The organism is Glaciecola sp. MF2-115 (assembly GCF_047250385.1).
In the GTDB taxonomy this organism is placed as follows: Bacteria; Pseudomonadota; Gammaproteobacteria; order Enterobacterales; family Alteromonadaceae; genus Glaciecola.
On the sequence record NZ_JBLBVM010000051.1, the window covers coordinates 15673 to 36928 of the forward strand.

The following is a 21256-nucleotide window of genomic DNA, read 5'->3' on the forward strand; positions in this document are numbered from 1 at the left end:
GTTAAATCTTCCAAATGAGGTTCTACTCTTATATCTTATTATTCATCGAACAGGGCTAAAGCTTCAAGTTTTTGTTTTTCTAAATCATCATCAATAAACTGCAATAATTCTTTAAATTTAGGCTCTTCAGACAGACTAAGTAACAATGGATCATGTTTTGTCCACCATTCACGCCAACCATCATTAATTGCCTTCGAAAGTGCTTGAATTGCTTGTGGCCTCTGACCGTTCAGTGCATAAATTCGCGCTGCTAAATAATCAAGTTCAAAGTAGCTGATTGATGAATTACGTTGCAGGTTCATCAATTCTTCGCATTTCATAATCAGTTTATGTGCTACTTCCAAATTCCCTAAAGCCTGCTCTGCCCAAGCTATCTCAATTGCAGGTGAGCAATGGGGCATAAAAAATGTGTCGGCATCGTCGATAAGATTTTTTTTCTCAGTCAGTAGTAAATACGACTTTTCCTTATCCCCGAACATGGCATGATACCAAGCTGCTTCAAAACTAATCCAATAATCCTCTGGATTCGCTGCCAGTAGAAAGTCCATGTGTTTAAACAAGGCATCAAAATCTTTATCGAGAATGAGAAGGTTCGGATAATAGTAATCAATCGCTTCCTTCCAAGCAGGATTATCTTTGCTTTTGTTTATATTTTCACTTAACCCTAGCTGAAGCATTTGAGCAATCAATTTATACACGAAGTGCTGATTTTCGGGCGAGAGGCGCACTGCTTTTTGTGTCTCGCTAAGTGCCCCAACGATATTACCTTGGCTAAAGTAAATGTCAGCTAAACCTTGGTGTGAAAATGTAGAATCAGGATGATCTTGCTTTAGCTGCTTAAAGACACCTTCAGCTTCTTCAAGGCGGCCAGAACGGGTCAAAGCAACGCCGAGGTTGTAGCTACCAGTTTGAAATAGCGGATCAAGCTCTTGGGATTTTTGTAGTGCAAGTAAAGATTCGTCAAAACGTTGCAGCGAATTGAGTGCAAGGAACTTCCACATATAAGCTGCTGAGAGGCTCGGATTTAGTTCAATTGCTTTGTTAAACTCATTCAATGCGCTATCAAAGTCGTTGAGTATAAATGAAATATAACCTTTTACTGCGTAGGCTTCCGCCATCATTGGTTGCCGCACTAAGGCTTTATCAATATTTTGTTGACCTAATGCAGCAGCAATGTCTGTTTGTAGAATACCAAAACCTGTTTCATGTTCCGCTAACATAACTAAAGTGTCTGCAAGGCCTACATAGCCCTTTGCATACTCTGGATCTAAAGCTACAGCTTGCTCAAATAGTTTACGCGCCTCTTTCATAGATTCTGTCGTTTGCTTTCGGTATTGTTCTCGACCTTTTAAATACATGACGTAGGCATCAGTGCTATTTGTACTAGAGAAGCTTTCAAAACTACCTGCTTCTATATACCTATCTTGCAGTAAATTTACGACAGCACGACCAATTTCACTTTCCACATCAAATATATCTTTCAGTTCTCGTAAAAAGCTCTCTGTCCATAAGGTATGTCCCGTTTCTGTATCCAAAAGTTCAACTCGGATCTTTAACCTATTCCCCGTTGCTCGCACACTGCCAGTAAGCACCGTTTTTACGTTCAAGCGCCGACCAATATCAATCGGTGTCAGTCCTTTTTCAGTGAGTATTTGACTCGAACGTGAGGCAGATACTTTGAATCCATCAGAACGACCAAGCAAGCTCGTGATCTCTTCTGATAAACCTAGCGCAAGGTAACTTTGGTCTTTTTCAGGGCTCTGATCAGTAAAGGGAAGCACTGCTATAGAGTCTGCTAATTTTACTGTATTCAAGCCTTCTCTTGTTGCTTGTTGTTCTGCTCTTATCGAATCGAAATATTGATAACCAATAAGGCAGCTTACTAAGAAAACCGAGACTAAACCTGTCCATCGTAACCAACCTAGCGGTTTAAGTGTGGGGTTATCTTCTTCATCTAAACTTGGGGTGCGCTCTACACCTTCAAGACTAATATCAAAGTGCCATGAGAGATAGACTGCGACGGGGAGACCACAGGCTAAAAGTAGAAGTGTGCCGGGGCCAACCAGTGGACTAACTTCAATCATGCTGGTGATAACGCCGACCACTTGTAATAACAGCCAAGAAAGACCGACATAGGCGACCAAGGTTTTTACGACTTTGCGTCGTCTTAGTTCGCTAAGGAATTTTTTCACAGTTCAATTAATTCTGTATATTATTTGTTCAAAGGATAGTCGACTGCCATGCCTTATGCAATAGCTCCTGTTTTTCAACGCTTTTTGTTACAAAGCTCTTGTCTTCTGTGGTCGACTGAAATCATCACTTAATGTAGAGTCTTTTCAATAAGCACATTTTAGGAGTCACTACTTTGCAAGCAAAAAGACTGGCAAATATAGCGGTATTTGAATTAGTTCGACTGTTTTTGACCAAACGTGGATTGTTGGCAGTGTCGGCATTTTTAATCTGTTGGTTTCTTATTCTGCGCTATCCAATTGGTCAGGCAGTTTCATTAATGAGTTCAGAAGAATTTGCCGGTTTCGTAGAAGGCGCTTTTGGTGCTGTAGGTTTAAGTAAATTACTCACTTGGCCTGAATCAGAACTCGCAGTCTATTGGCTTATTGCACTGTATAGTTTTCCTGCTTTTTGTTTATTCATATGTGGTGATCAGACAGTTGGGGACCGCGAGAGGGGAACCTTGCGTTTCCTATCATTACGAGCCACTAGAACAGAAATTCTACTGGGCCGCTTTTTGGGTCAAGTGATGATTTTAGCTGTGTTAATACTTATCACTATTGCAGCAACCCTTGCAATGCTCACATATCGCGACCCTGGCTTATTTTCATCAGGATTAACTCGTAGCTTTGAACTATTCGGTTTTATTATTGTTACGATAACTCCCTTTGTTGCGCTTATGAGCTTCTTCAATACGTTTGCTAGTTCTGCTCGATTAGCTTTTGTTTTTGCCATTCTCTTTTTTACTGCAGGCAAAATAATAGTAGCCTTACTTACTTGGCAGGTGTCCGCGCTAAGCGTTTTAGAATATGTGTTCCCCGGTTACCAACTCGAACAGATGGCAGGTCAAAATGGAGGCTTAATGTTGAATTTAGGATTACCTCTGTTACAAACTACAATTCTGTTAATTGTTGCGCAGCGAATTTTCGCAAGGAGTTCAATATGAGTACATTGATTAGTGCAACCGGGCTGACAAAGAGCTATGGCGCTAAACTTGCGCTCGATAATGTAAGTTTCGAAATTAACAAGGGAGCACCAGTTGCATTAGTTGGTCCAAATGGCGCAGGTAAAACGACTTTGTTCAGTTTGTTGTGTGGCTATATTTTCCCGAGTTCCGGAGAGCTTTCAATTTTAGGAGGCCCTGCAGGTAGACAGCACCTATTCGGCCAACTAGCAGCATTGCCACAAGATGCTCAGTTAGATCCGCGTTTCAGCATTATCCATCAGCTCAGTTTTTACGGTCAGTTACAAGGCTTCAGCAGAGCTCAGGCTAAAAAAGAGAGCGAAAGAGTGTTAGAGCTGGTGGGCTTAAGTGAAGTAGCAAATCAGCGGCCTAAGGACTTATCACATGGCATGCGTAAGCGCGTTACGATTGGTCAAGCTCTGTTTGGCAATCCACAAGTAGTGATGCTAGATGAAGCTACAGCTGGACTTGATCCTATCCATGCGCGTGAAGTGAGAGAACTGGTGAGCTCCTTAAGCAGTGAAACCACTTTCATACTTAGCTCACATGATTTGAGTGAACTCGAGCGTTTGTGTGGACAAGTGCTACACTTAAACCATGGAGTGCTAAGTCAACATAATGCTCGTGCTCAATCTAGCGATGATAAACATTTTGTTACGCTACAATTGGCTCAGCAATACCCAAGCTTAGAGCAAGTGTTTTCAGCATTACCTGGCGTCACTCGTGTCTATATGAGTCAAGCTAAGGAATATGTTATTGAATATAAGAAGTCGGCGGAGGCATTCGATATTCAATTGTTGCAATGCTGCCATGCGAATAACTTGGAATATAGACAACTCATAAACGGTCATACTTTGGAGAACCAGATATTTCATAAGGGGTAATATCTCTATGTCGTACTCTCATAAACAACCAGGCTATTTTATTATTGGAGTCATGGGGGCGGTTTTGTCACTCTTAGTCGCAATATCTGTCTATGTTTATTTGGTGACAGAAGAAGCCGAAAAGTGGCCTGCGATTTATGCAATTAGTGCTTCCGCCATTATCTTGTTAGTTATTTCACTCTTATTTTCCAGCATGACCATCACGGTGACAGAGACAAAAATCAAATGGTCTTTTGCCTTTGGTTTTTGGAAGAAAGAATGCTTACTGTCTGATATTGCAGAGGCAAAAGTCGTCCAGAATAGCTTTTTACATGGCTTTGGTATTCGATTAGTTGGCAATGGTTGGCTGTATAATGTCTCTGGGCTTAGCGCACTAGAATTGAAGCTAAAGAGTGGGAGCGTGATTAGATTGGGGACTGATGAGCCTGAATATTTGCACCGAGCTGTAACGCATGCGGCTGGGCTATGAACCCAGGATCGCATTAAACGTTGTCGTCGACGGAAAACCATCCGCAATCATATTGTTACGCAATTGAAACTCTCGAATGCCAGCTCTCGTCGCTGGGCCAATAATACCGTCGGCGCCACCCACATCGATGCCCATTGAATTAAGCTTGCGTTGCATCTGTGCCATTTGACTAATGCTGTATTTCGGCAAGTCGGGTAATGGTTTACTTAGTTCGTCATTACCTAAAATACGATTGGCCAGTTGACCTACTGCAATGCCATAGAACTCTGAATTATTCCAACGTAAAATAACGTCGAAGTTATGATAGGCCAAGAAAGATGGCCCTTCATGACCCGCTGGAATAATCAATTTAGCAGGGATCTCTAATTGCCCCACCGAAGTGCCATTGGCTTTAGTAATGTCCAACGAAGCCCAGTGACTAATGGGTTTTTTCTGATTGCTAACTTTGGCATAGTCAAAACCACTTGGTAACACAACTTCGCGGCCCCAACGTAAACCGGGCTTCCAGCCTAGTTTATTCAGGAAATTAGCTGCCGAGGTAAGTGCGTCTTTTTCACTATTCCACAAGTCGGCTTTACCATCACCATCGCCATCGAGGGCAAATTTCGTGTAGGCTGTGGGCATAAATTGAGTATGACCCATTGCACCGGCCCAAGAGCCAATCATCTGGTCTTTGCTTAGCGATTCTCGGTCCATGAGTTTTAGCGCTAGCATTAACTCGCCCGTAAAATAGTCACTACGGCGTGGATCACAGGCTAGAGTGGCGAGTGAATCTAAGGTCGACATCTTGCCTTTGTAGTTACCAAAATTGGTTTCTAACCCCCAAAATGCAAGTAAATAGTGGCCGGGAATGCCATACTTTCGGGTCAACTCGGCCAAAAATTCTTTCTTCTCGATAAGTGCTGCTCGGCCTTTTTCGATGCGCCACTCATTTACGCGAGCACTATAGTAGCTTGGAAATGTTTGTACGAACTCGGGCTGGTTGCGGTCATATTCTAAGACTTTTGGAATTTGGCGCAGATTCGGTATTTCTGCAGCGATGCGCGACGCAGATACACCTTGCTCCTTTGCTTTGCTTGCAAGTGTAACCTTACACTCTTCAAAGCTTTCCTGCTTTCCTTCTAGAGGCTGAGGCATGGTTTGCGCAAGCGTTAAACTTGAAAATGAGGATAGACAACTTAGCGCTAAAAACGCACGAAATCCAAGTGACCTTTTAATTTGAAGAAGCGGTCGAAACATAATATTGAGTATTCCCTAACAATAAATTTATAGTTGCTTTAAGCAAAGCTAAAACTAGTAAATAAAAGATTCACAGATTATTACTCATACTGACCATCAAATACACAAAAAGTGCGATAGTTCGCACTTTTTGCTTTGATGACGCTAAGTTTATTTATCGCTTCTTCGTTCTTGAACTAAGCCTGAACTAAGAATATTTATCGATGAACTTTGTAACTAATGGACGAATGTTCTTACGATACATTGAGCCACTAAAGATCCCATAGTGTCCAGCGCCTGGTTGAACGTGATGTTTGCGCATCGGTTTAGGTATGTTTTTACAAATATCTTGCGCAGCTTCCGTTTGGCCGATACCACAAATGTCGTCTTCAGCACCTTCCACCGTCAGTAAAGGCGTATTGTCTATCGCGCTAAAGTTTACTTTCTTACCTAAGTAGGTAATGGTGCCGTTTGCCAGCTCATTATTTTTGAATACACGCTCTATTGTTTCTAAATAGAACTCTGCAGGCATATCAAGTACTGACATGTATTCATCGTAGAATGCTCTGAAACGTTCTGAATCTTCTTTTTCACCAAACAGTAGATTTTGGAAGTACTGTTGGTGCTTTTTAATGTGGGTTTCTTTATTCATTGAAATAAAGCCACCTAGCTGCATGAAACCAGGATATACCTGACGTCCTTCACCGGGATAACCTACTGGAACAGTCATGATGGCAACTTTCTCAAACCAAGACATTGGACGTTCTTTTGAAAAGTCATTTACACGCGTTGGATTCTTACTGGTGTCGAGAGGACCAGCCATTAAGGTAAGTGACTTTGGAATATTTGGGTTTTTCTCTTCGGCCATCACTGCCGTGGCAATTAAAGCTTGAACGGTTGGCTGGCAGATCGCAATCATGTGCGTATCGCCACCTAAATTGTTCAGGAATTCAATCAAGTAGCCGACGTAGCAATCAAATGAGAATGGCCCTTCTTCTAAGGGAACTTCGCGCGCATCAAGCCAATCGGTGATATACACTTCATGATTGGGTAATAAGGCTTCAACGGTACCTTTGAGTAGTGTTGAATGATGACCTGATAGAGGTGCAACTAGCAATACTTTGTCTTTTTCAGTCTGACCGGCTTTATTGAAATGAATGAGATTACAAAATGGTTTTGCAAACACAATCTCTTCTTCAACTTTAACGGGTTTACCTTTTACATCGACAGTTTCGATATTAAAGCCAAGCTTGTCATAACGTTGCGTCACGCGCATCGCAGATTCGAGCGTTGCACTGGCTATGCGACCACTCCAAGTATGCGAGAACGGATTACTGGGATGCGAAATTACATCATTAACCAAGCGAAAACCTTCACTCATTAATTGGCCACTTCGTGCAATATAGTCATATGCTTGATAGTTCATCACGTCTCCTAGTACTTCATTGCCAGCAGCGGAATTGAACAGACATATGTTTTGTAGCCTGCGGTCAACATATCTTGCTGGGTAAAAAAAACTCCAAGCACCAAGATGAATGCATCCCTGTGATTGGAGTTGTTTTATATTTTATACAAACTTAATTTGCATGTATAGACAGTGTCTAATTACTTAGCTGCTGTAGCCGCCGCAGTCATTTTAGCTGTCATTTCTTCGCTTAAACCTTTGATCATTTCGCCGGCTTGAGCTTGAGCACCCGAAACCAAAGTATAAGTTTCTTTAGCTGCTTCAGTCACAGTTTCCTGTAAACCTTCTAAATATGCTTTTTGAGCTTCAGCTAACTTAGTTACATCTTTTTGCTGGCTTGCAGTTTCAGCGAATGAAACGCCACCGCTTAAAAGTGTAGAGAAAAGTGCGTTTTGCTTTTCAGCTAGAGCTTGAAGAGTCGACATGTTTAATGTAGCTAACTCAGTCACAGGCTTCATTGACTCTTTAAGTTGTTCGTTGATTTGATCTAACATGATGTATCTCCAATATTTAGTAATAAAATTTAATTATGCTTTCGTTGCAGGCGTTGATGCCGTTGTAACGTCAGTACTTTTTGTTTTCGTAGGTGCCTTAACTTCTTCGGCACTTAATGTAGCAACTGGTTTTGCGGCAGATTTAGGTTCTGGCTTTACCGTTGTTGCTGCTTTTGCTACAGGTTTTTTAGTTGCTACAGGTGAAGTTGGCTTCGCCTTGCTCACTTTCTTAGCTGTAACAGGTTTTGCTTTTTTCGCTACGCTTGCTTTTGGCGCTGCATCTGCAGGGGCTGCTTTACTAGCTGCTTTCTTTGCAGGACTTGCCTTTGCAGCTTTTGGCTTAGACACAGGCGTCACTTTAGCTACTTGGGATGAAGCTGCTTTCACAGACTCTTGAGCTGCTTCGCTCGCTGTTTCAAAGCCAGACTTCAAAGTGTCGGCATACTGTTTAGATACAGCGTTCAAAGTGCCATACGTATTCTTTGACGTACTCGTCAAACGCTCTCTGAGCGATTCCGCATACACTGATTGTGCAGCTAATATGCTTTTCACTTCAGTTTGTTGTGCAACGCTTTGCATAAGTTTTACGCTATCGTCAACTAAGCCTGAGAAGAATTGAGTCTGTTGAGCAGTAACAGCTTCTAATGCTTTTACATTCGCAGCAAGCAACTCACTAGCCGGTTGTGTTGACTTTTTAAATTGTTCTGAAAATTGACCAAACATATTCTATCTCCTATTTATGGGATTGAGTTCTGCAGGCGGTTTCACTTAATTTGCTGCGCTGCAACATTCTGTATGTTCAAATAATAGTCGATCTACGAAGAAGATCAAGCATTATTTTGCTGCGCTGCAACATAATATTGATAATAAATTGAAAGTAGAAGGGAGTTAGGACTTAATTAATTGTTTTATTTATCTTTTTTGTTTGAAGGATTCATATTCCAAGCTGACAGATTTTGCTCCATAATCTTTGAAAACATGCCGATCGGGCTACTATCGACCATATTTTTCATTAATCCTTGTACCTTGTCTTGCTGTTCGATGAACTGAACAATGCTTTGCTCGAGGTATTGTCGAACGAACACTTCCATATCGCTGTCGTAAAACCGGATAAGTTGTTTCAGTAACACGTCGGTTAGTAAGGACTGTTGTTCGTTTGTTTCCGATTCGCTGATGATTTGTAGGAGGACTGACTTCGTTATATCCGCGTCTGTTTTCGAATCGACGATTTTAAATTCAGTCCGATCATTAATAAGCACCTTAATATAATCTAAGTTAACGTACTTGCTCTGCGTACTATCGTACAAGCGACGATTTGGGTATTTTTTAATGACGACCAAGGTAACCTCTAACGAATAAATAACAGCAAATTAAGATGCAAAATACAAAGGCTCATTAATGAGCCTTTGTAGGTTAGCTTAGTTTATCAAAATTTGCATGACTTTAGCGTTTGTTATTCTATTATTCGTCTAAACGCTTTAGAACATAGTCCCCGGGGGCATCCATAAGTGCAGGGTGAGTCTTACTCGTGCCAGGCTGAAGGGCTTTCACTTTTTTGCCAGATGTTGCCTTCATCCATTTCTGCCAGTCGGGCCACCATGAACCTGCATTTTCTGTCGCTCCGTCAAACCATTCTTGTGCTGATTCAGGCAGCTCCTCATTTATCCAATGCGGGTACTTACCACCATTTGTGGGGTTTATTACACCAGCCAAGTGCCCTGAACCTGCTAGTACAAAACGGCAATCGCCAGCAACAAGCTTGGTACCCTCATAGGCGGATTGCCACAACACAATGTGATCAGCGATGGTCGACAAAAAATATGTCGGTACATCAATATTGCTCAAATCAATAGGCACGCCATCAATGACAACGCCACCAGGATCTTTGAGTTTGTTTTCCCAGTAAGTGTTATGCAAATACTGTTTAAAGCAGGCAGATGGAATATTGGTTGCGTCTCCATTCCAATGCAAAATGTCGAACGGGGCAGGGTCTTTTCCTTTCAAATAGTTATCGATAAAAAATGACCAAAATAGGCTATTTTCCCTCAGCAAGCTGAAACTCATGCCTATAATTCGCCCGTCCAAAACACCTTTCATGTCGGCATTCTGCTCTATCATAGGTAACATATCTTCTGACAGATAATTTCCAACCTCACCAGGTTCACTAAAATCGAGCAGTGTAGTTAGGAAAGTAAGTGAAGCGACAGACTCGTCGCCCTGAGCACGCAAGTAGGCAACTGTCATCGCTAATAGTGTACCGCCAACACAAAACCCGGTTAGGTTCACTTTTTCCTGCTTGCTAATCGTCTTAACTTGCTCAATAGCGGCGAGGGGACCTAACTTCATGTAATCGGTGAAGTCCTTGTCGGCCAATTCAGACGTCGGATTTACCCATGAAATCATAAACACGGAGTATCCAGCATCTAGTAAACCCCGCACCATTGATTTCTTCTCGTCTAAATCCAGTACGTAATATTTATTGATGAATGGGGGAGTGATTAATACGGGCGTTTGGTAATGTTTCTCTTGTGTCGGCGTGTAATGTATCAGTTGTATTAATTCGTTTTGAAAAACAACTTTGCCTGGCGTGTTCGCTAGATTTACACCGATGTGAAAAGCACTACTGTCGGTCTGTCTCATTTTGAATGCTTCTAGCGGACTTTTTTCAAGATCCTCTAGGAAGTTTTGCATTCCCTTTACTAAATTTTGGCCTTTGCTTTTGAGTACTTCTTCACAAACTTCAGGATTAGTCAGAACGAAATTAGTGGGTGCCAGGGAGTTCACATATTGGCGAGTAAAGAATTTAGCTTGTTTAGCTGCCTTTTCGTCACTGAATTCAATTGCATCAACCATATTGCTGAGCATGTCGGAGTTAACTAAATAAGACTCTTTAATGTACTGAAATACTGGATTTTCTTCCCAATCACCATGTGCAAAGCGTCGATCTTTCGACTTTTCTTTTGGTGAGGATGTATCAGATTTCGCCGATTCCTCGGCTAAACTTTGGCCCATCATTGCCTTAGAAGCTTGTTGCCAGAGCTCGGATTGCTTCTGCATATATTGCATTTGCTGTTGGATGAGTTTATTGGAATCCACTTTAATATCGCCATTTAATAACGATGCTAATTTTTGTGGATCGAACATACCCGGCACGGCGGCTGCAGATGAGCCTTCGGCCGTTTTACCTGTGCGAGTTAATACTTCTTGCGCCAAGGCATTAAAAACAGTGGCATACTTTTCGATGTATGCTAACACTTCGTTTTCATCCGTTCCCATGTTTACTCTCCGTTTAGATGTTCTTATCTAGGTTGAAACTCTTGCCTAGCTTGAAATTCTTCTCTTGCTTGATACTCACTTAAACTGAGTATCGAGATTAGTAGGTGCAATGTTCACTATAGTTTATCAACTAATTTAGGCTAAGCTAATCGCTTTTACTTTGCCCTTTCATGAAGGCTTCCATCATTTTTTGATAGGCGCTAAAACCGGACAGGTTATTTTCCATTGAAGGCTTGATGAATGTTTCGAATGCCTTTTGTGGATCTTGTGCGCATTTTTCAGCGAGATCTTCAGTTATCGAACTGTGCAACTGACTAAAATCAGGCAAGCCGAATATTTCACGCGCTTCAGCAGGACTTAAATCTAATTCAATTTTGACTTTCATTAGCTTTCCTCCAATATATACCAATAGGTGATGTAATAGGTCACGCAGCAGCACGCAGCAGCACGCAGCAGGTCACGCAGCAGATCGCGCGATAGAGCAAGCGGTAGATTAATCGGCAGAACATACGCTTGATCACGCGGTAAACCATTCAGCGCATCTCGCCGATTTGCTCACTAAATCAACCTACCTAAGCTGCAAAATATCACTGGTGAACTTTTAGCCTATGATGCAGCCTAAGCAATGTCTATACTTTTCGACCATTGTAGTAGTGATTAATTCGTATCATATGCTTTATAGATAAGTTTTGTTTTAGCAGTTATTGCGGTATTCGCTATAGTTTGAGCAGTTTATTTGCTAATATTTTAATCCTATCGAATGCATACTGTTTTAAAAAAACTGAGCGCCAATACGCATTAAACAAGCTCTGCATATAGAAACGCATCGCCCATCAATAGAACGCAGTAAAACAATAAGAGAATTAGAAAGCTTTGAAGATCAAGGAAATACCATTATTGCCATTCATATGGTTGAAACGCCACTTTTGGAAGCTTTTTATTGTTGCGCTAGCGGCTTCAGTAGCCTATTTCATTTATGTTGATGCACAAGTAAAACAGCGCTTTGAAGGCAATAAATGGCAGGTTCCTGCACAAATATTTGCGCGTCCATTAACACTTCAAACCAAACAAGAAATTACCATTGATGAAGTTCAAGATGAATTGACGTTATTGGGCTACCGAAGAGTGCCTAACGCTAAACTAAGGGGTGAATACCAGATTTATGCAAATCAGCTGCGCATTCAACGCCGTGCTTTTCATTTCCCGCAAGGTTTTGAACCTGAACGAGACATCCGCTTAACATGGCAAGGTGATCGAATTGCTAAAATTGAATACTTAATTGGAAGGGGACCAAATCCCACGGCGAAATCAGTTGCCCTAACGCGTTTAGAACCTTGGCTGATCTCTAGGTTGGTCAATGGTTTAGAAGAAGATCGGATGTTAGTGAATCGTGACGATATCCCACCTCTTCTACAAAAAGGATTGGTCATTGTTGAAGACCGAGACTTTTATCAACATCACGGCATTGCACCAAGCTCAATCGTGCGAGCCTTATTCGCCAATATTGTCGCGGGTAAAACGGTACAAGGTGGTAGCACCTTAACGCAGCAACTCGCCAAGAATTTTTTCCTTACTCGCGAGCGTTCCTATATTCGAAAGGCAAAAGAAGCCGTAATGGCAATTGTGATCGATGCGAGGTACTCAAAAGAAGAAATTATCAATGCTTACATCAATGAAGTGTTTCTTGGGCAAAACGGCGCAGTTGCTGTGCATGGATTTGGACTTGCAAGTCATTTTTATTTCGACAAACCACTGGCTGAACTTAACGTTCCTGAAATAGCTACACTGATTGGTTTAGTGAAAGGTCCCTCATATTACTCTCCAAGCAAATATCCGGAACGAGCGCTCGAACGCCGAAATGTTGTGTTGCGTTTATTGTTTGAAGCAAATGAAATAGACAGTGCTAATTATGCAAAGTATGTGGCTTCAGAGCTTAACACGGCAAATAGTGAGAGTTTGGCAAGTGGTAAACATCCCGCATTTATGGATAAAGTTCGTGACGAGCTAAATAATGTTATTAGTCGACGCTCTGAACAATTAGCGGGCGTTAAACTTTATACAACTTTGGATATTAACGCGCAACGTCGTGCAGAAGCAGCCCTCAAGGAGCAGGTTTCTAGTATTGCTAAAAAACGCAATCAAGCAAAGCTAGAAGCAGCAATGGTTGTTTCAGATGTCAAAACAGGTGAAATAAGAGCCATTGTGGGCGGGAAGGAAGCTTCTTTCAGTGGTTTTAATCGAGCGTTGAATGCTTATCGCCCAATTGGCTCATTGGTGAAACCAGCCGTTTATTTATCTGCATTAGAAGATCCTGAGCACTACAACTTAGCGACGATGCTAGAAGATACGCCTGTGAAAATGATAAGTACGGGTGGCAAGTACTGGGAGCCCTTAAATTCGGATAAACAATTCAGAGGGCAGGTTTCCTTAATTGAGGCCTTAAGTAAATCGTACAATGTACCTAGCGTAAAACTTGGTATGGCAGTTGGACTAGATGAAGTTGCCTATACCATAAATCGTTTAGGGGTTGATAAAGATATCACGCAACTACCCGCGCTGACCTTGGGTGCTATTGATTTATCGCCTTTGCAGGTAAACCAAATGTATCAAACCATTGCGAATAATGGTGTGCTAAATCATTTGCATGCTTTGACTGCCGTCACTTCAAACGATGATGAAGTACTGTATTTGCGCAATGTGGAAAGTGAGGTTCGTGCAGATGAGTCGGCGGCTTATCTCGTTAATTACGCGTTACACAAAGTTACCCTAGAAGGTACAGCTAAAGCCGTTAGAGCAGCCTTCCCAAACATTAATATGGCCGGAAAAACAGGTACAACGAACGATTATCGGGACAGTTGGTTCGCAGGCTTTGACAGAAACCTAGTTACAAGTGTTTGGATGGGGGCTGATGATAACACGCCAATCAACTTGTCAGGGGCAAGTGGAGCGATGCAAGTATTCATCGCTTTTCAAAAGAAACAATCGCCAAAGAATTTATCTCGCCGATTCCCAGAAGGTTTAGGTATAGCTCATTTTGATGCTACGACAGGTGAACTCTCTATGCCGGGCTGCGGTGAAGTGTTGAGTGTCCCTGCAATATTGAGTGCTTTGCCCGAAGACGCAAAATCTTGTAATGGACAGCCGTCAATTAAAACTCAACCAAAGAAAAAGCCTCGTTCGTTTTGGGATAAGTTGTTTGGGGAATAAGATAGCTTGAGGGGACTCTGATAAAAAAAAGAGCCCTTATTTGATTTAAGAGCTCTAATTCGCATTTACCGCATCATTGAAATTTTAACAGCATGCGGACTTTTTAAAACATGTTTTCGCCGTAGCTAATGATGCTAGTTCAAATCCATGTCTTGTATAATTTCGTGCGCAATCTCTGGGGTGGTTACTTTTGGCTTCTCGTGCAAGCTACCTTTTAGTTGTCCTTTGCGGTGCGAGAGCGCAGCATCTAATTTTTTGCGGGCCTGGAAGATAGCAGGGTACATTACGTCACCTTTTCCTTTCACACCAATACTGGAACCTTCATATTTAGTGGCAATTTCGACGCTATATTCACCATGCTCTTTTGTCACGATAACATCGATAGCAACAAGGGTTGGAAAATGATTGGCGATTTTAGCAAACTTTTCCTGAATATCTTCATTGACGGATTCGGAGATATCGCAGTGATGACCTGAAACATTTATTTTCATAGTACTTCCTCTTTGCGTTGGTTACTTTTTATTTCCTACTAGTATAGCTTGGGATAATATGAGCAAAACACAAGGTGTCTTGTGCTGTTTTTCTGATAATTACCCAATTTATTTCCTTTATTTGAATTGAAAAGCCGCAACTAAATAAGCGGCTAATGTGGTGCTAGTGTCACTTTATGGCTTTTATGCCATAACAAATAATCAGCTAAAATCATTGGTTTTGCAAAGTAAAAACCTTGGAAAATATCGATATTTCTTTCTTTTAACATGTTTATTTGATTTTCTGTCTCTACGCCTTCAGCCACCACTTGCATTCCAAGGTTTTTGGCCAAACTAATTATCGTTTCAACAATACTTAGACCAGACTTTTCAAGCATACGGTCAACAAAGGACTTATCAATTTTGAGTTCATTAACTGGATAAGCGTGTAAATAAGATAGGCTAGAGTAACCAGTACCAAAATCGTCGATAGAAAAAGAGAATCCCTCAGCTTCTATTTCAGTCATTTGTTTCACGGTATTGTTGATATCGTGAGACAACATGCTTTCAGTAATTTCTAGATTAATTTGAGAGCTAGTGACTTTATAATCACGGATAGTGCTCATTAATGAAGATTTTAAATTTAGCGCCTTGAACTGCGAATGACTTATATTGATGGAAAGTTTAAAACTGTCACTAATTAAGTTTTGCGCGTTGAGTATTTCTAACAGTGCGCAAATATCCTGAAGAACAATGTCTTGAAGATCTTGGATCAGGCCGTACTGCTCTGCGACAGGGATGAATTCATAGGGTGGAATAAGGCCTTTTTCAGGATGATTCCACCTAATGAGTGCCTCTGCTCCAGTAATTTGACCTTTGCAATTCAGCTGAGGCTGGAAATAAGCACAAAATTCACGCTTTTCGATAGCTCTTACTATTTCTGACTCAAATGATAATTGTCTGTCTAAAAGGGTTTGTTGCTTCGGATCGAAATAACTATAGCTATTACCGCCAGTCAATTTAGAACTATACATCGCCGTGTCTGCATATTTCAGAATGCTTTCAGCCGAAGTCAGGCCGTCGATGATACAAATGCCAATACTACAGGAGACCTGAAAAGCAAGATCTTCAATCTCGAATTTCTCAGTAAGGCTTTGTTGAACCTTTTTAGCTACAATTGAAATCTCTTGCTGTGCCTCTAACTCGTTCTGGCCCAATTGTTCGAGTAGAATAACGAATTCATCACCGCCAATACGAGCTAAAATATCTGATTTTCGCAATGCTTGGCGCAATCTGTTTGCGACATCAATTAACAGCTGATCGCCCGCGGCATGACCTAATGAATCATTGATGCGTTTAAATTGGTCCAGATCAAGAAACAAAATGGCGCCAAATTCATGAACGAGCGCTTTATTTTCAACAACAACCTTCAGTCTCTCGTTGAACATTCGACGATTGGGCAAATGAGTAAGCGGATCAAAATAAGCCAGTTGTTTAATTTTTAGTGCGGCTGATTTTTCAACGGTGACATCTCTGGCCATCCACAAGACTCGTCTAATCTCATTTCCAGACGATTTATCAGAATTAATGGGAATTACTCGGCCTTCGAAATCTGCAGGATTGCCGTGGTTATCAAAAGAATACTCATAAACTTGTAATTCGTTTGTGTTAATCGCTCGGTGGATAACTGACATAATTCGATGTGCTTCAGCTTCGGGGAAAAGGTCTACAACGCGCTTTCCTAAAATTTCTATAGCAGAAACATAAAGTACATTATTGGGTGAGCCGAATGCATCTTCATAAACACCATTTTCATCGATGATTAATGCCAAGTCAGGCATGACTTCCGTAAATGCTCTAAACTTTTGGTTACTTTCTTCTAACTTCTCAATTAATTTTTGATTTGAGCCGTGCTGGCTTAACCTAGATTGCACAGCTCCCATCAAATGCACTATCAATGCAATGAAATCCAAATCATTTTCCGATAATTGCTCACTCTCTGAAACAAATACAGACAACAAACCCATTGGTTCTTTGCTTATTGATATGAGTGGCAATGACCAAACCTGATTAAGGTGTGCACTGGAAAGGGGGCTGTTATCTGCAAAACTTTCTATCAGTGAGTCGGCTTTGCCTAAAATGGGCCGCAATGGCATTTTTGAATTTGACGATATTTGGTTTAGAACGATATGAGTATGCTGATGGTAAGCCGTAATAACAGGCTTGTCTTTGAGTTGTTTGGTACTGCTAATGAGTACTTTTTTCTCGATATCGAAAACAGCACACTCTATATTTTTAGTAGATAAACTGCCTTCCAAAAGCGAGCACAACTGAGACAATGCTTGAGCATTTGATGTCGACTGCAGAATTTTTGTCAATATATTTTCGTTATTAAACAAAAGTTTGTTTAGCTGGCCAATATCCATCTAGTCTTTTGTGATACCCGTCTCTAAGTCAGCTATCAATTGTATTAGCTTAGCTTAGCCTGTCAACATCAAAAACAATAACAAGGTACTCGTTACAACACTATTCAAGTTTACACAGTAGTAATAACGAACTTTTGTTTGATTTTCATATGCTTAATTTACTTCTCATCACTTTCAAGGCGACAAAATAAACTGTGTTTCTAGCTCCCGGATTACTGCGACTTATTGGGGCGAATCCATATGGCTGCACCAATTTGGTGCTCTATAACATAATATCTTGAGTTTTTTAAATTCTATCTATTTGATTTTAATTGATTTTTACTTTTGGCACTGCTCTTGAATGGTGCCATTCAAACATATCTTTCATTTGAATTACGCAGGAGCACATTATGAAATTAGTCACCGCTATCATTAAGCCATTCAAGCTTGATGATGTTCGTGAAGCCATCTCTGAAATTGGTATTGACGGTTTAACCGTCACCGAGGTGAAAGGCTTTGGTCGTCAAAAAGGGCACACTGAATTATATCGAGGTGCCGAGTATCAAGTTGATTTTTTACCCAAAGTGAAACTTGAAATAGCTGTTAATGATGAAGAAGTAGAGCGCTTACTTGAAGCTATCGTTAGCGCAGCTAAAACAGGCAAAATTGGTGACGGAAAAGTTTTCGTCTATGACTTAGAACAAGCGGTACGTATTCGTACTGGCGAAGAAGATGCAGACGCTTTATAAGTCGCGCAATTAGATAAACGGAGAACAACAATGGAAATCACATTTGAGCTTGGGTACGCACTAGATACCTTTTATTTTTTAATCTGCGGCGCATTGGTTATGTGGATGGCAGCGGGTTTTACCATGCTAGAAGCCGGCCTTGTACGCGCGAAAAATACGACTGAGATCTTAACTAAGAATATCTCTCTTTATGCAATTTCATGCATTATGTACATGATTTGCGGTTATAGCATTATGTATGGTGGAAGTGATTTTAGTTTCTTCCTTCAAGATATTGTAGGCGACGGAGCAACGGGTGCTGAAGAGCCTGCAGCTTACGCACCTTCCGCTGACTTTTTCTTCCAAGTGGTTTTTGTTGCCACAGCAATGTCAATCGTTTCTGGCGCAGTAGCTGAGCGAATGAAGCTCTGGGCGTTCCTCGCTTTTGCCGTTGTGCTAACTGCCTTTATCTATCCTCTGGAAGGCTCATGGACTTGGGGCGGTGCTGATGTATTTGGTTTGTACAATCTTGGTGCTCCAGTACCTGATGACGCAGCAGCTGATTGGATGCCAGCGTTTCGTTTCTCTGACTTTGCTGGCTCTGGTATTGTTCACATGGCGGGTGCCGCTGCGGCTTTAGCTGGTGTTTTGGTACTTGGTGCTCGTAAAGGAAAATACGGTGCAAATGGAAAAGTTAACGCTATTCCAGGTGCAAACTTACCCTTAGCAACACTTGGTACATTCATTTTGTGGATGGGCTGGTTCGGTTTCAATGGTGGTTCTGTATTAGCGACAGCAAGTGTCGCAAGCGCAAACTCAGTTGCCGTGGTATTCATGAATACTAATATGGCTGCTGCTGGTGGTTTGGTTGCTGCTCTGCTCTTAGCGAGAGTGTTATTTGGCAAAGCGGACCTTACAATGGCATTAAATGGTGCTCTTGCTGGTTTGGTTGCAATTACTGCCGAGCCTTCAACGCCGTCACCTTTACAAGCCACATTGTTTGGCGCATTGGGCGGTATATTAGTGGTTGGTAGCATACTAGCTTTAGATAAATTGAAGATTGATGATCCGGTAGGAGCTATCTCAGTTCACGGTGTTGTTGGCTTTTTAGGTCTCATGCTTGTGCCATTTACTAATCCATTAACAGTCGATGTAGCTGCTGGAGAGACAGGCGGTGCAAGCTTCCTTGGTCAACTAGTAGGCGCCCTCACTATTTTCTTCTGGGTCTTTATAGCTAGTCTAATTGTATGGTTGGCGTTGAAAGCAATCATGGGGATCAGAGTGAGCGATGAAGAAGAGTTTGCAGGCGTAGATGTAAGCGAGTGTGGTTTGGAAGCATATCCTGATTTCACTATAAGTCGTCAATAATCTAACCTGAAGTATTACAGAGCTAGTGTTCGTTCACTAGCTCTGTATTCATCTTTTCTGACCAGTCAACTAATAGGAAACACACCTAAGATTTGCATCTTATTTTCCTACTTCATTCACTTCCTCAAAACTGAAACGTACTAATCCCCCTGAAACACAAGCGCTTTTCAATTATCAGAAACAAGTGCCATCTGTTATCGAATATTTCTAATTTTCTTAAGTATTTCTTAATAAATTGTTTAAGTGAAACGTCTAATTTAAATACAAAATATAAAGATAATTCATCATTGGCGAAACTTTGCGTATAGTAAGAAAAAATATTCCTTATGTGTTGGTTTTCCAATCAACACAATTTAGTTTAAGAATGAACAAAAATGCCAAATAAACAAGAAATCATCCAAGGCTTAAAGCAACGTTTAACATTTTCCCACAGCCCTTATTCAGGCGTGCAAGTAGTTGCAGCAGTGGTATATGAAGTGGAAGGCAAAGAGTGTATTGCCTATGGCGTAAATGTAGAGAACGTATCATACGGCCTAACCGTGTGTGCCGAGCGCTCTGCTATTTCAATGGCTGTTACCAATGGAATGACGTCTATCACTGCTCTATATGTCATGTCTAATCAAAGTGACCCTATTTCACCATGTGGAGCATGTCGACAAGTTGTGACAGAGTTTATGCAGGATGAGCAAGCTCCTGTGCTATGTGTAAACGAAGCACTAAACAAAGAATGGAAAAGTACTTTGGGTCATTTACTGCCGAACAGATTTGATCTGAGCTGATAAATTAATAGGTCTCGATCTGATTCAAACCCTGCGTACCAAAGTACTATGGTCATAATTTACAATTACGCCTAATCTCGTTAACACCAAATTAACATAAAGAGACGGCTATGAAACATTTCTACCTTACTATTAGTTTATTATTACTATCACTTGGCACAGCCAACGCTGCATGCAAAGACAACGTCGTATTGGTACATGGAAATACCGCTTCACCTTCAAGCTGGAATAATACGATCAACGAATTGTATTCTCGAGGCTATTCTAGCAGTGAAATATACACACCCAATTGGGGCTCGAAGAGCTGTCCAACTTGCAACAACCACTCCGGCAGCGAAGAAACACCTGTTCGCACCGCAATAATCAATGCAATTAATAATTCTTGTACTGGCAAAATTGACATCATTGGTCATTCGATGGGCGTGACTTTGGCTGCACAGCAAATTGATAAATTGGCTGCCTCGTCATATGTCGATACCTTTGTGGGCGTCGCTGGCGCAATGCTAGGATTACGTAGTTGCGGTGTTTACCCATATAACGTTTGGAATAGCACTTGTGGTCGATATGGATTATCAATCAGCAGTCCATTCCTTGACAGCCTTTATGGCGTGCCTTTAGGTAACAAAGTATATTCAATGAAGAGTTTCATCGATCAAATCGTGTGTTCAACTGGCAACTGCTATGTGTATGGTATTCACAGTAGTCGTATTTGGAATGAAGATGCTACCTACACTTATTCATTGGGGCATTTTGGATTGCAGACCGACACGGCTAGTGATCAGGTTGATTTAATAGAATAAAACGGCAGTGTTAACGATAAATGGCTCATTAACAGACACTATCGATAACGGTGGCGTGCCATCGGGATGGAATATAATCTCACCATCTCCCGATACTATGGACGAAAATAGTAACGTAGGCTTTGCTGGAAATGGATTCTTCCTTGCTACACCAAGTGCCTCTCCTGATGGTTCAACATGGGTAGGAATGGCAAGCTTAAGTGGTACTTTGGAATCGTTTGGTCAAGTGGTGACCGGGTTTTCTATTGGTTTTAATTATGATCTCTCTTGGTACCATGCGAATTTTGGATATGATTTTGGTTTTACAGAGGCAAATGCGATACAGGTGCTTGTCGATGGCAATATCATTGGTAATGGTGCGGTGTTGCCCATAGGTACAGGCTGGTTTAATGAAATGCTAAGCTTTACTGCTACTTCTACTAGTCATTAAATAGAATTTCGTGCGCTATTTGAATACTCATCGTATCAATCAATTGATGGCATTAGATTGAGTGAAAGCA

General features: G+C 41.3%; 19 protein-coding genes. 9 read left to right on the forward strand and 10 right to left on the reverse strand.

The window, feature by feature from the left end; all coding sequences use genetic code 11:
- Nucleotides 1-38 precede the first annotated feature (38 nt).
- Nucleotides 39-2192, reverse strand: coding sequence for a tetratricopeptide repeat protein (locus ACKLNX_RS09530; protein WP_411692609.1), 2154 nt, complete (start codon nucleotides 2190-2192; stop codon nucleotides 39-41).
- 173 nt (nucleotides 2193-2365) lie between these two features.
- Here ACKLNX_RS09530 and ACKLNX_RS09535 point away from each other — a divergent pair, with 173 nt between their 5' ends.
- The 3 genes from ACKLNX_RS09535 to ACKLNX_RS09545 are packed head-to-tail and all read left to right on the forward strand — an operon-like array spanning nucleotide 2366 to nucleotide 4546.
- Complete coding sequence (locus ACKLNX_RS09535; protein ID WP_411692610.1) at nucleotides 2366-3175, forward strand: ABC transporter permease; 810 nt, start codon at nucleotides 2366-2368, stop codon at nucleotides 3173-3175.
- A complete protein-coding gene (locus ACKLNX_RS09540) occupies nucleotides 3172-4077 on the forward strand; it encodes an ABC transporter ATP-binding protein (RefSeq protein ID WP_412972190.1) in 906 nt (301 codons plus the stop codon). The genes ACKLNX_RS09535 and ACKLNX_RS09540 overlap by 4 nt, the downstream gene beginning before the upstream one ends.
- A 7-nt stretch (nucleotides 4078-4084) precedes the next feature.
- Nucleotides 4085-4546 carry a hypothetical protein gene (locus ACKLNX_RS09545; RefSeq protein WP_411692612.1) on the forward strand — a complete coding sequence of 154 codons (462 nt, stop codon included), beginning with the start codon at nucleotides 4085-4087 and terminating at the stop codon, nucleotides 4544-4546.
- On the opposite strand, the gene ACKLNX_RS09550 is transcribed toward ACKLNX_RS09545, so the two are convergent.
- The 7 genes from ACKLNX_RS09550 to ACKLNX_RS09580 all read right to left on the reverse strand — a co-directional run bounded on the left by ACKLNX_RS09550 (nucleotide 4541) and on the right by ACKLNX_RS09580 (nucleotide 11384).
- Nucleotides 4541-5785, reverse strand: a complete 1245-nt coding sequence (locus ACKLNX_RS09550; protein ID WP_411692613.1) for a lytic murein transglycosylase — start codon at nucleotides 5783-5785, stop codon at nucleotides 4541-4543. The genes ACKLNX_RS09545 and ACKLNX_RS09550 overlap by 6 nt on opposite strands.
- 187 nt (nucleotides 5786-5972) lie before the next feature.
- Nucleotides 5973-7190 carry a polyhydroxyalkanoate depolymerase gene (locus ACKLNX_RS09555; protein ID WP_412972191.1) on the reverse strand — a complete coding sequence of 406 codons (1218 nt, stop codon included), beginning with the start codon at nucleotides 7188-7190 and terminating at the stop codon, nucleotides 5973-5975.
- Between the two features lie 179 nt (nucleotides 7191-7369).
- Nucleotides 7370-7723 (reverse strand): phasin family protein, encoded by a 354-nt coding sequence (locus ACKLNX_RS09560; protein ID WP_411692615.1) that lies wholly within the window; start codon nucleotides 7721-7723, stop codon nucleotides 7370-7372.
- A 33-nt stretch (nucleotides 7724-7756) separates the two neighbouring features.
- The gene (gene phaP, locus ACKLNX_RS09565) at nucleotides 7757-8446 is read right to left on the reverse strand and encodes a TIGR01841 family phasin (protein ID WP_412972192.1); all 690 of its coding nucleotides are present in this window, start codon (nucleotides 8444-8446) and stop codon (nucleotides 7757-7759) included.
- 185 nt (nucleotides 8447-8631) lie between these two features.
- Nucleotides 8632-9063 carry a polyhydroxyalkanoate synthesis repressor PhaR gene (gene phaR / locus ACKLNX_RS09570; protein WP_411692617.1) on the reverse strand — a complete coding sequence of 144 codons (432 nt, stop codon included), beginning with the start codon at nucleotides 9061-9063 and terminating at the stop codon, nucleotides 8632-8634.
- 121 nt (nucleotides 9064-9184) lie between these two features.
- Nucleotides 9185-10999 (reverse strand): PHA/PHB synthase family protein, encoded by a 1815-nt coding sequence (locus ACKLNX_RS09575; protein WP_412972193.1) that lies wholly within the window; start codon nucleotides 10997-10999, stop codon nucleotides 9185-9187.
- Nucleotides 11000-11144: 145 nt separating this feature from the next.
- Nucleotides 11145-11384 carry a hypothetical protein gene (locus ACKLNX_RS09580; protein WP_411692619.1) on the reverse strand — a complete coding sequence of 80 codons (240 nt, stop codon included), beginning with the start codon at nucleotides 11382-11384 and terminating at the stop codon, nucleotides 11145-11147.
- A gap of 503 nt (nucleotides 11385-11887) precedes the next feature.
- On the opposite strand from ACKLNX_RS09580, the gene mrcB reads away from it, so the two are divergent.
- Nucleotides 11888-14206: a penicillin-binding protein 1B gene (gene mrcB, locus ACKLNX_RS09585; RefSeq protein ID WP_411692894.1), complete on the forward strand. Its 2319-nt coding sequence runs from the start codon at nucleotides 11888-11890 to the stop codon at nucleotides 14204-14206.
- 134 nt (nucleotides 14207-14340) lie between these two features.
- On the opposite strand, the gene hpf is transcribed toward mrcB, so the two are convergent.
- Complete coding sequence (gene hpf, locus ACKLNX_RS09590) at nucleotides 14341-14697, reverse strand: ribosome hibernation-promoting factor, HPF/YfiA family (RefSeq protein WP_412972194.1); 357 nt, start codon at nucleotides 14695-14697, stop codon at nucleotides 14341-14343.
- Between the two features lie 152 nt (nucleotides 14698-14849).
- Nucleotides 14850-17054: a putative bifunctional diguanylate cyclase/phosphodiesterase gene (locus tag ACKLNX_RS09595; RefSeq protein ID WP_412972195.1), complete on the reverse strand. Its 2205-nt coding sequence runs from the start codon at nucleotides 17052-17054 to the stop codon at nucleotides 14850-14852.
- 437 nt (nucleotides 17055-17491) lie between these two features.
- On the opposite strand from ACKLNX_RS09595, the gene ACKLNX_RS09600 reads away from it, so the two are divergent.
- The 5 genes from ACKLNX_RS09600 to ACKLNX_RS09620 all read left to right on the forward strand — a co-directional run bounded on the left by ACKLNX_RS09600 (nucleotide 17492) and on the right by ACKLNX_RS09620 (nucleotide 21186).
- Complete coding sequence (locus ACKLNX_RS09600; RefSeq protein WP_411692622.1) at nucleotides 17492-17830, forward strand: P-II family nitrogen regulator; 339 nt, start codon at nucleotides 17492-17494, stop codon at nucleotides 17828-17830.
- A 30-nt stretch (nucleotides 17831-17860) separates the two neighbouring features.
- On the forward strand, nucleotides 17861-19177 hold the full coding sequence (amt, locus tag ACKLNX_RS09605; protein WP_411692623.1) for an ammonium transporter: 1317 nt from the start codon (nucleotides 17861-17863) through the stop codon (nucleotides 19175-19177).
- 374 nt (nucleotides 19178-19551) lie between these two features.
- Nucleotides 19552-19956, forward strand: coding sequence for a cytidine deaminase (locus ACKLNX_RS09610; protein ID WP_411692624.1), 405 nt, complete (start codon nucleotides 19552-19554; stop codon nucleotides 19954-19956).
- A 110-nt stretch (nucleotides 19957-20066) separates the two neighbouring features.
- Entirely contained in the window at nucleotides 20067-20756 is a 690-nt protein-coding gene (locus ACKLNX_RS09615) for an alpha/beta fold hydrolase (RefSeq protein ID WP_411692625.1), read from the forward strand.
- 7 nt (nucleotides 20757-20763) lie between these two features.
- On the forward strand, nucleotides 20764-21186 hold the full coding sequence (locus tag ACKLNX_RS09620) for a hypothetical protein (protein ID WP_412972196.1): 423 nt from the start codon (nucleotides 20764-20766) through the stop codon (nucleotides 21184-21186).
- Nucleotides 21187-21256: the final 70 nt, after the last annotated feature.

What these genes read in the sequence shown, in the direction of transcription:
- ACKLNX_RS09540 (WP_412972190.1), top strand. Translation starts at nt 3,172, where the DNA reads ATGAGTACATTGATTAGTGCAACCGGGCTGACAAAGAGCTATGGCGCT.
- ACKLNX_RS09545 (WP_411692612.1), top strand. Translation starts at nt 4,085, where the DNA reads ATGTCGTACTCTCATAAACAACCAGGCTATTTTATTATTGGAGTCATG.
- ACKLNX_RS09550 (WP_411692613.1), bottom strand. Translation starts at nt 5,785, where the DNA reads ATGTTTCGACCGCTTCTTCAAATTAAAAGGTCACTTGGATTTCGTGCG.
- ACKLNX_RS09555 (WP_412972191.1), bottom strand. Translation starts at nt 7,190, where the DNA reads ATGAACTATCAAGCATATGACTATATTGCACGAAGTGGCCAATTAATG.
- ACKLNX_RS09560 (WP_411692615.1), bottom strand. Translation starts at nt 7,723, where the DNA reads ATGTTAGATCAAATCAACGAACAACTTAAAGAGTCAATGAAGCCTGTG.
- phaP (WP_412972192.1), bottom strand. Translation starts at nt 8,446, where the DNA reads ATGTTTGGTCAATTTTCAGAACAATTTAAAAAGTCAACACAACCGGCT.
- ACKLNX_RS09575 (WP_412972193.1), bottom strand. Translation starts at nt 10,999, where the DNA reads ATGGGAACGGATGAAAACGAAGTGTTAGCATACATCGAAAAGTATGCC.
- ACKLNX_RS09580 (WP_411692619.1), bottom strand. Translation starts at nt 11,384, where the DNA reads ATGAAAGTCAAAATTGAATTAGATTTAAGTCCTGCTGAAGCGCGTGAA.
- hpf (WP_412972194.1), bottom strand. Translation starts at nt 14,697, where the DNA reads ATGAAAATAAATGTTTCAGGTCATCACTGCGATATCTCCGAATCCGTC.
- ACKLNX_RS09600 (WP_411692622.1), top strand. Translation starts at nt 17,492, where the DNA reads ATGAAATTAGTCACCGCTATCATTAAGCCATTCAAGCTTGATGATGTT.
- amt (WP_411692623.1), top strand. Translation starts at nt 17,861, where the DNA reads ATGGAAATCACATTTGAGCTTGGGTACGCACTAGATACCTTTTATTTT.
- ACKLNX_RS09610 (WP_411692624.1), top strand. Translation starts at nt 19,552, where the DNA reads ATGCCAAATAAACAAGAAATCATCCAAGGCTTAAAGCAACGTTTAACA.
- ACKLNX_RS09615 (WP_411692625.1), top strand. Translation starts at nt 20,067, where the DNA reads ATGAAACATTTCTACCTTACTATTAGTTTATTATTACTATCACTTGGC.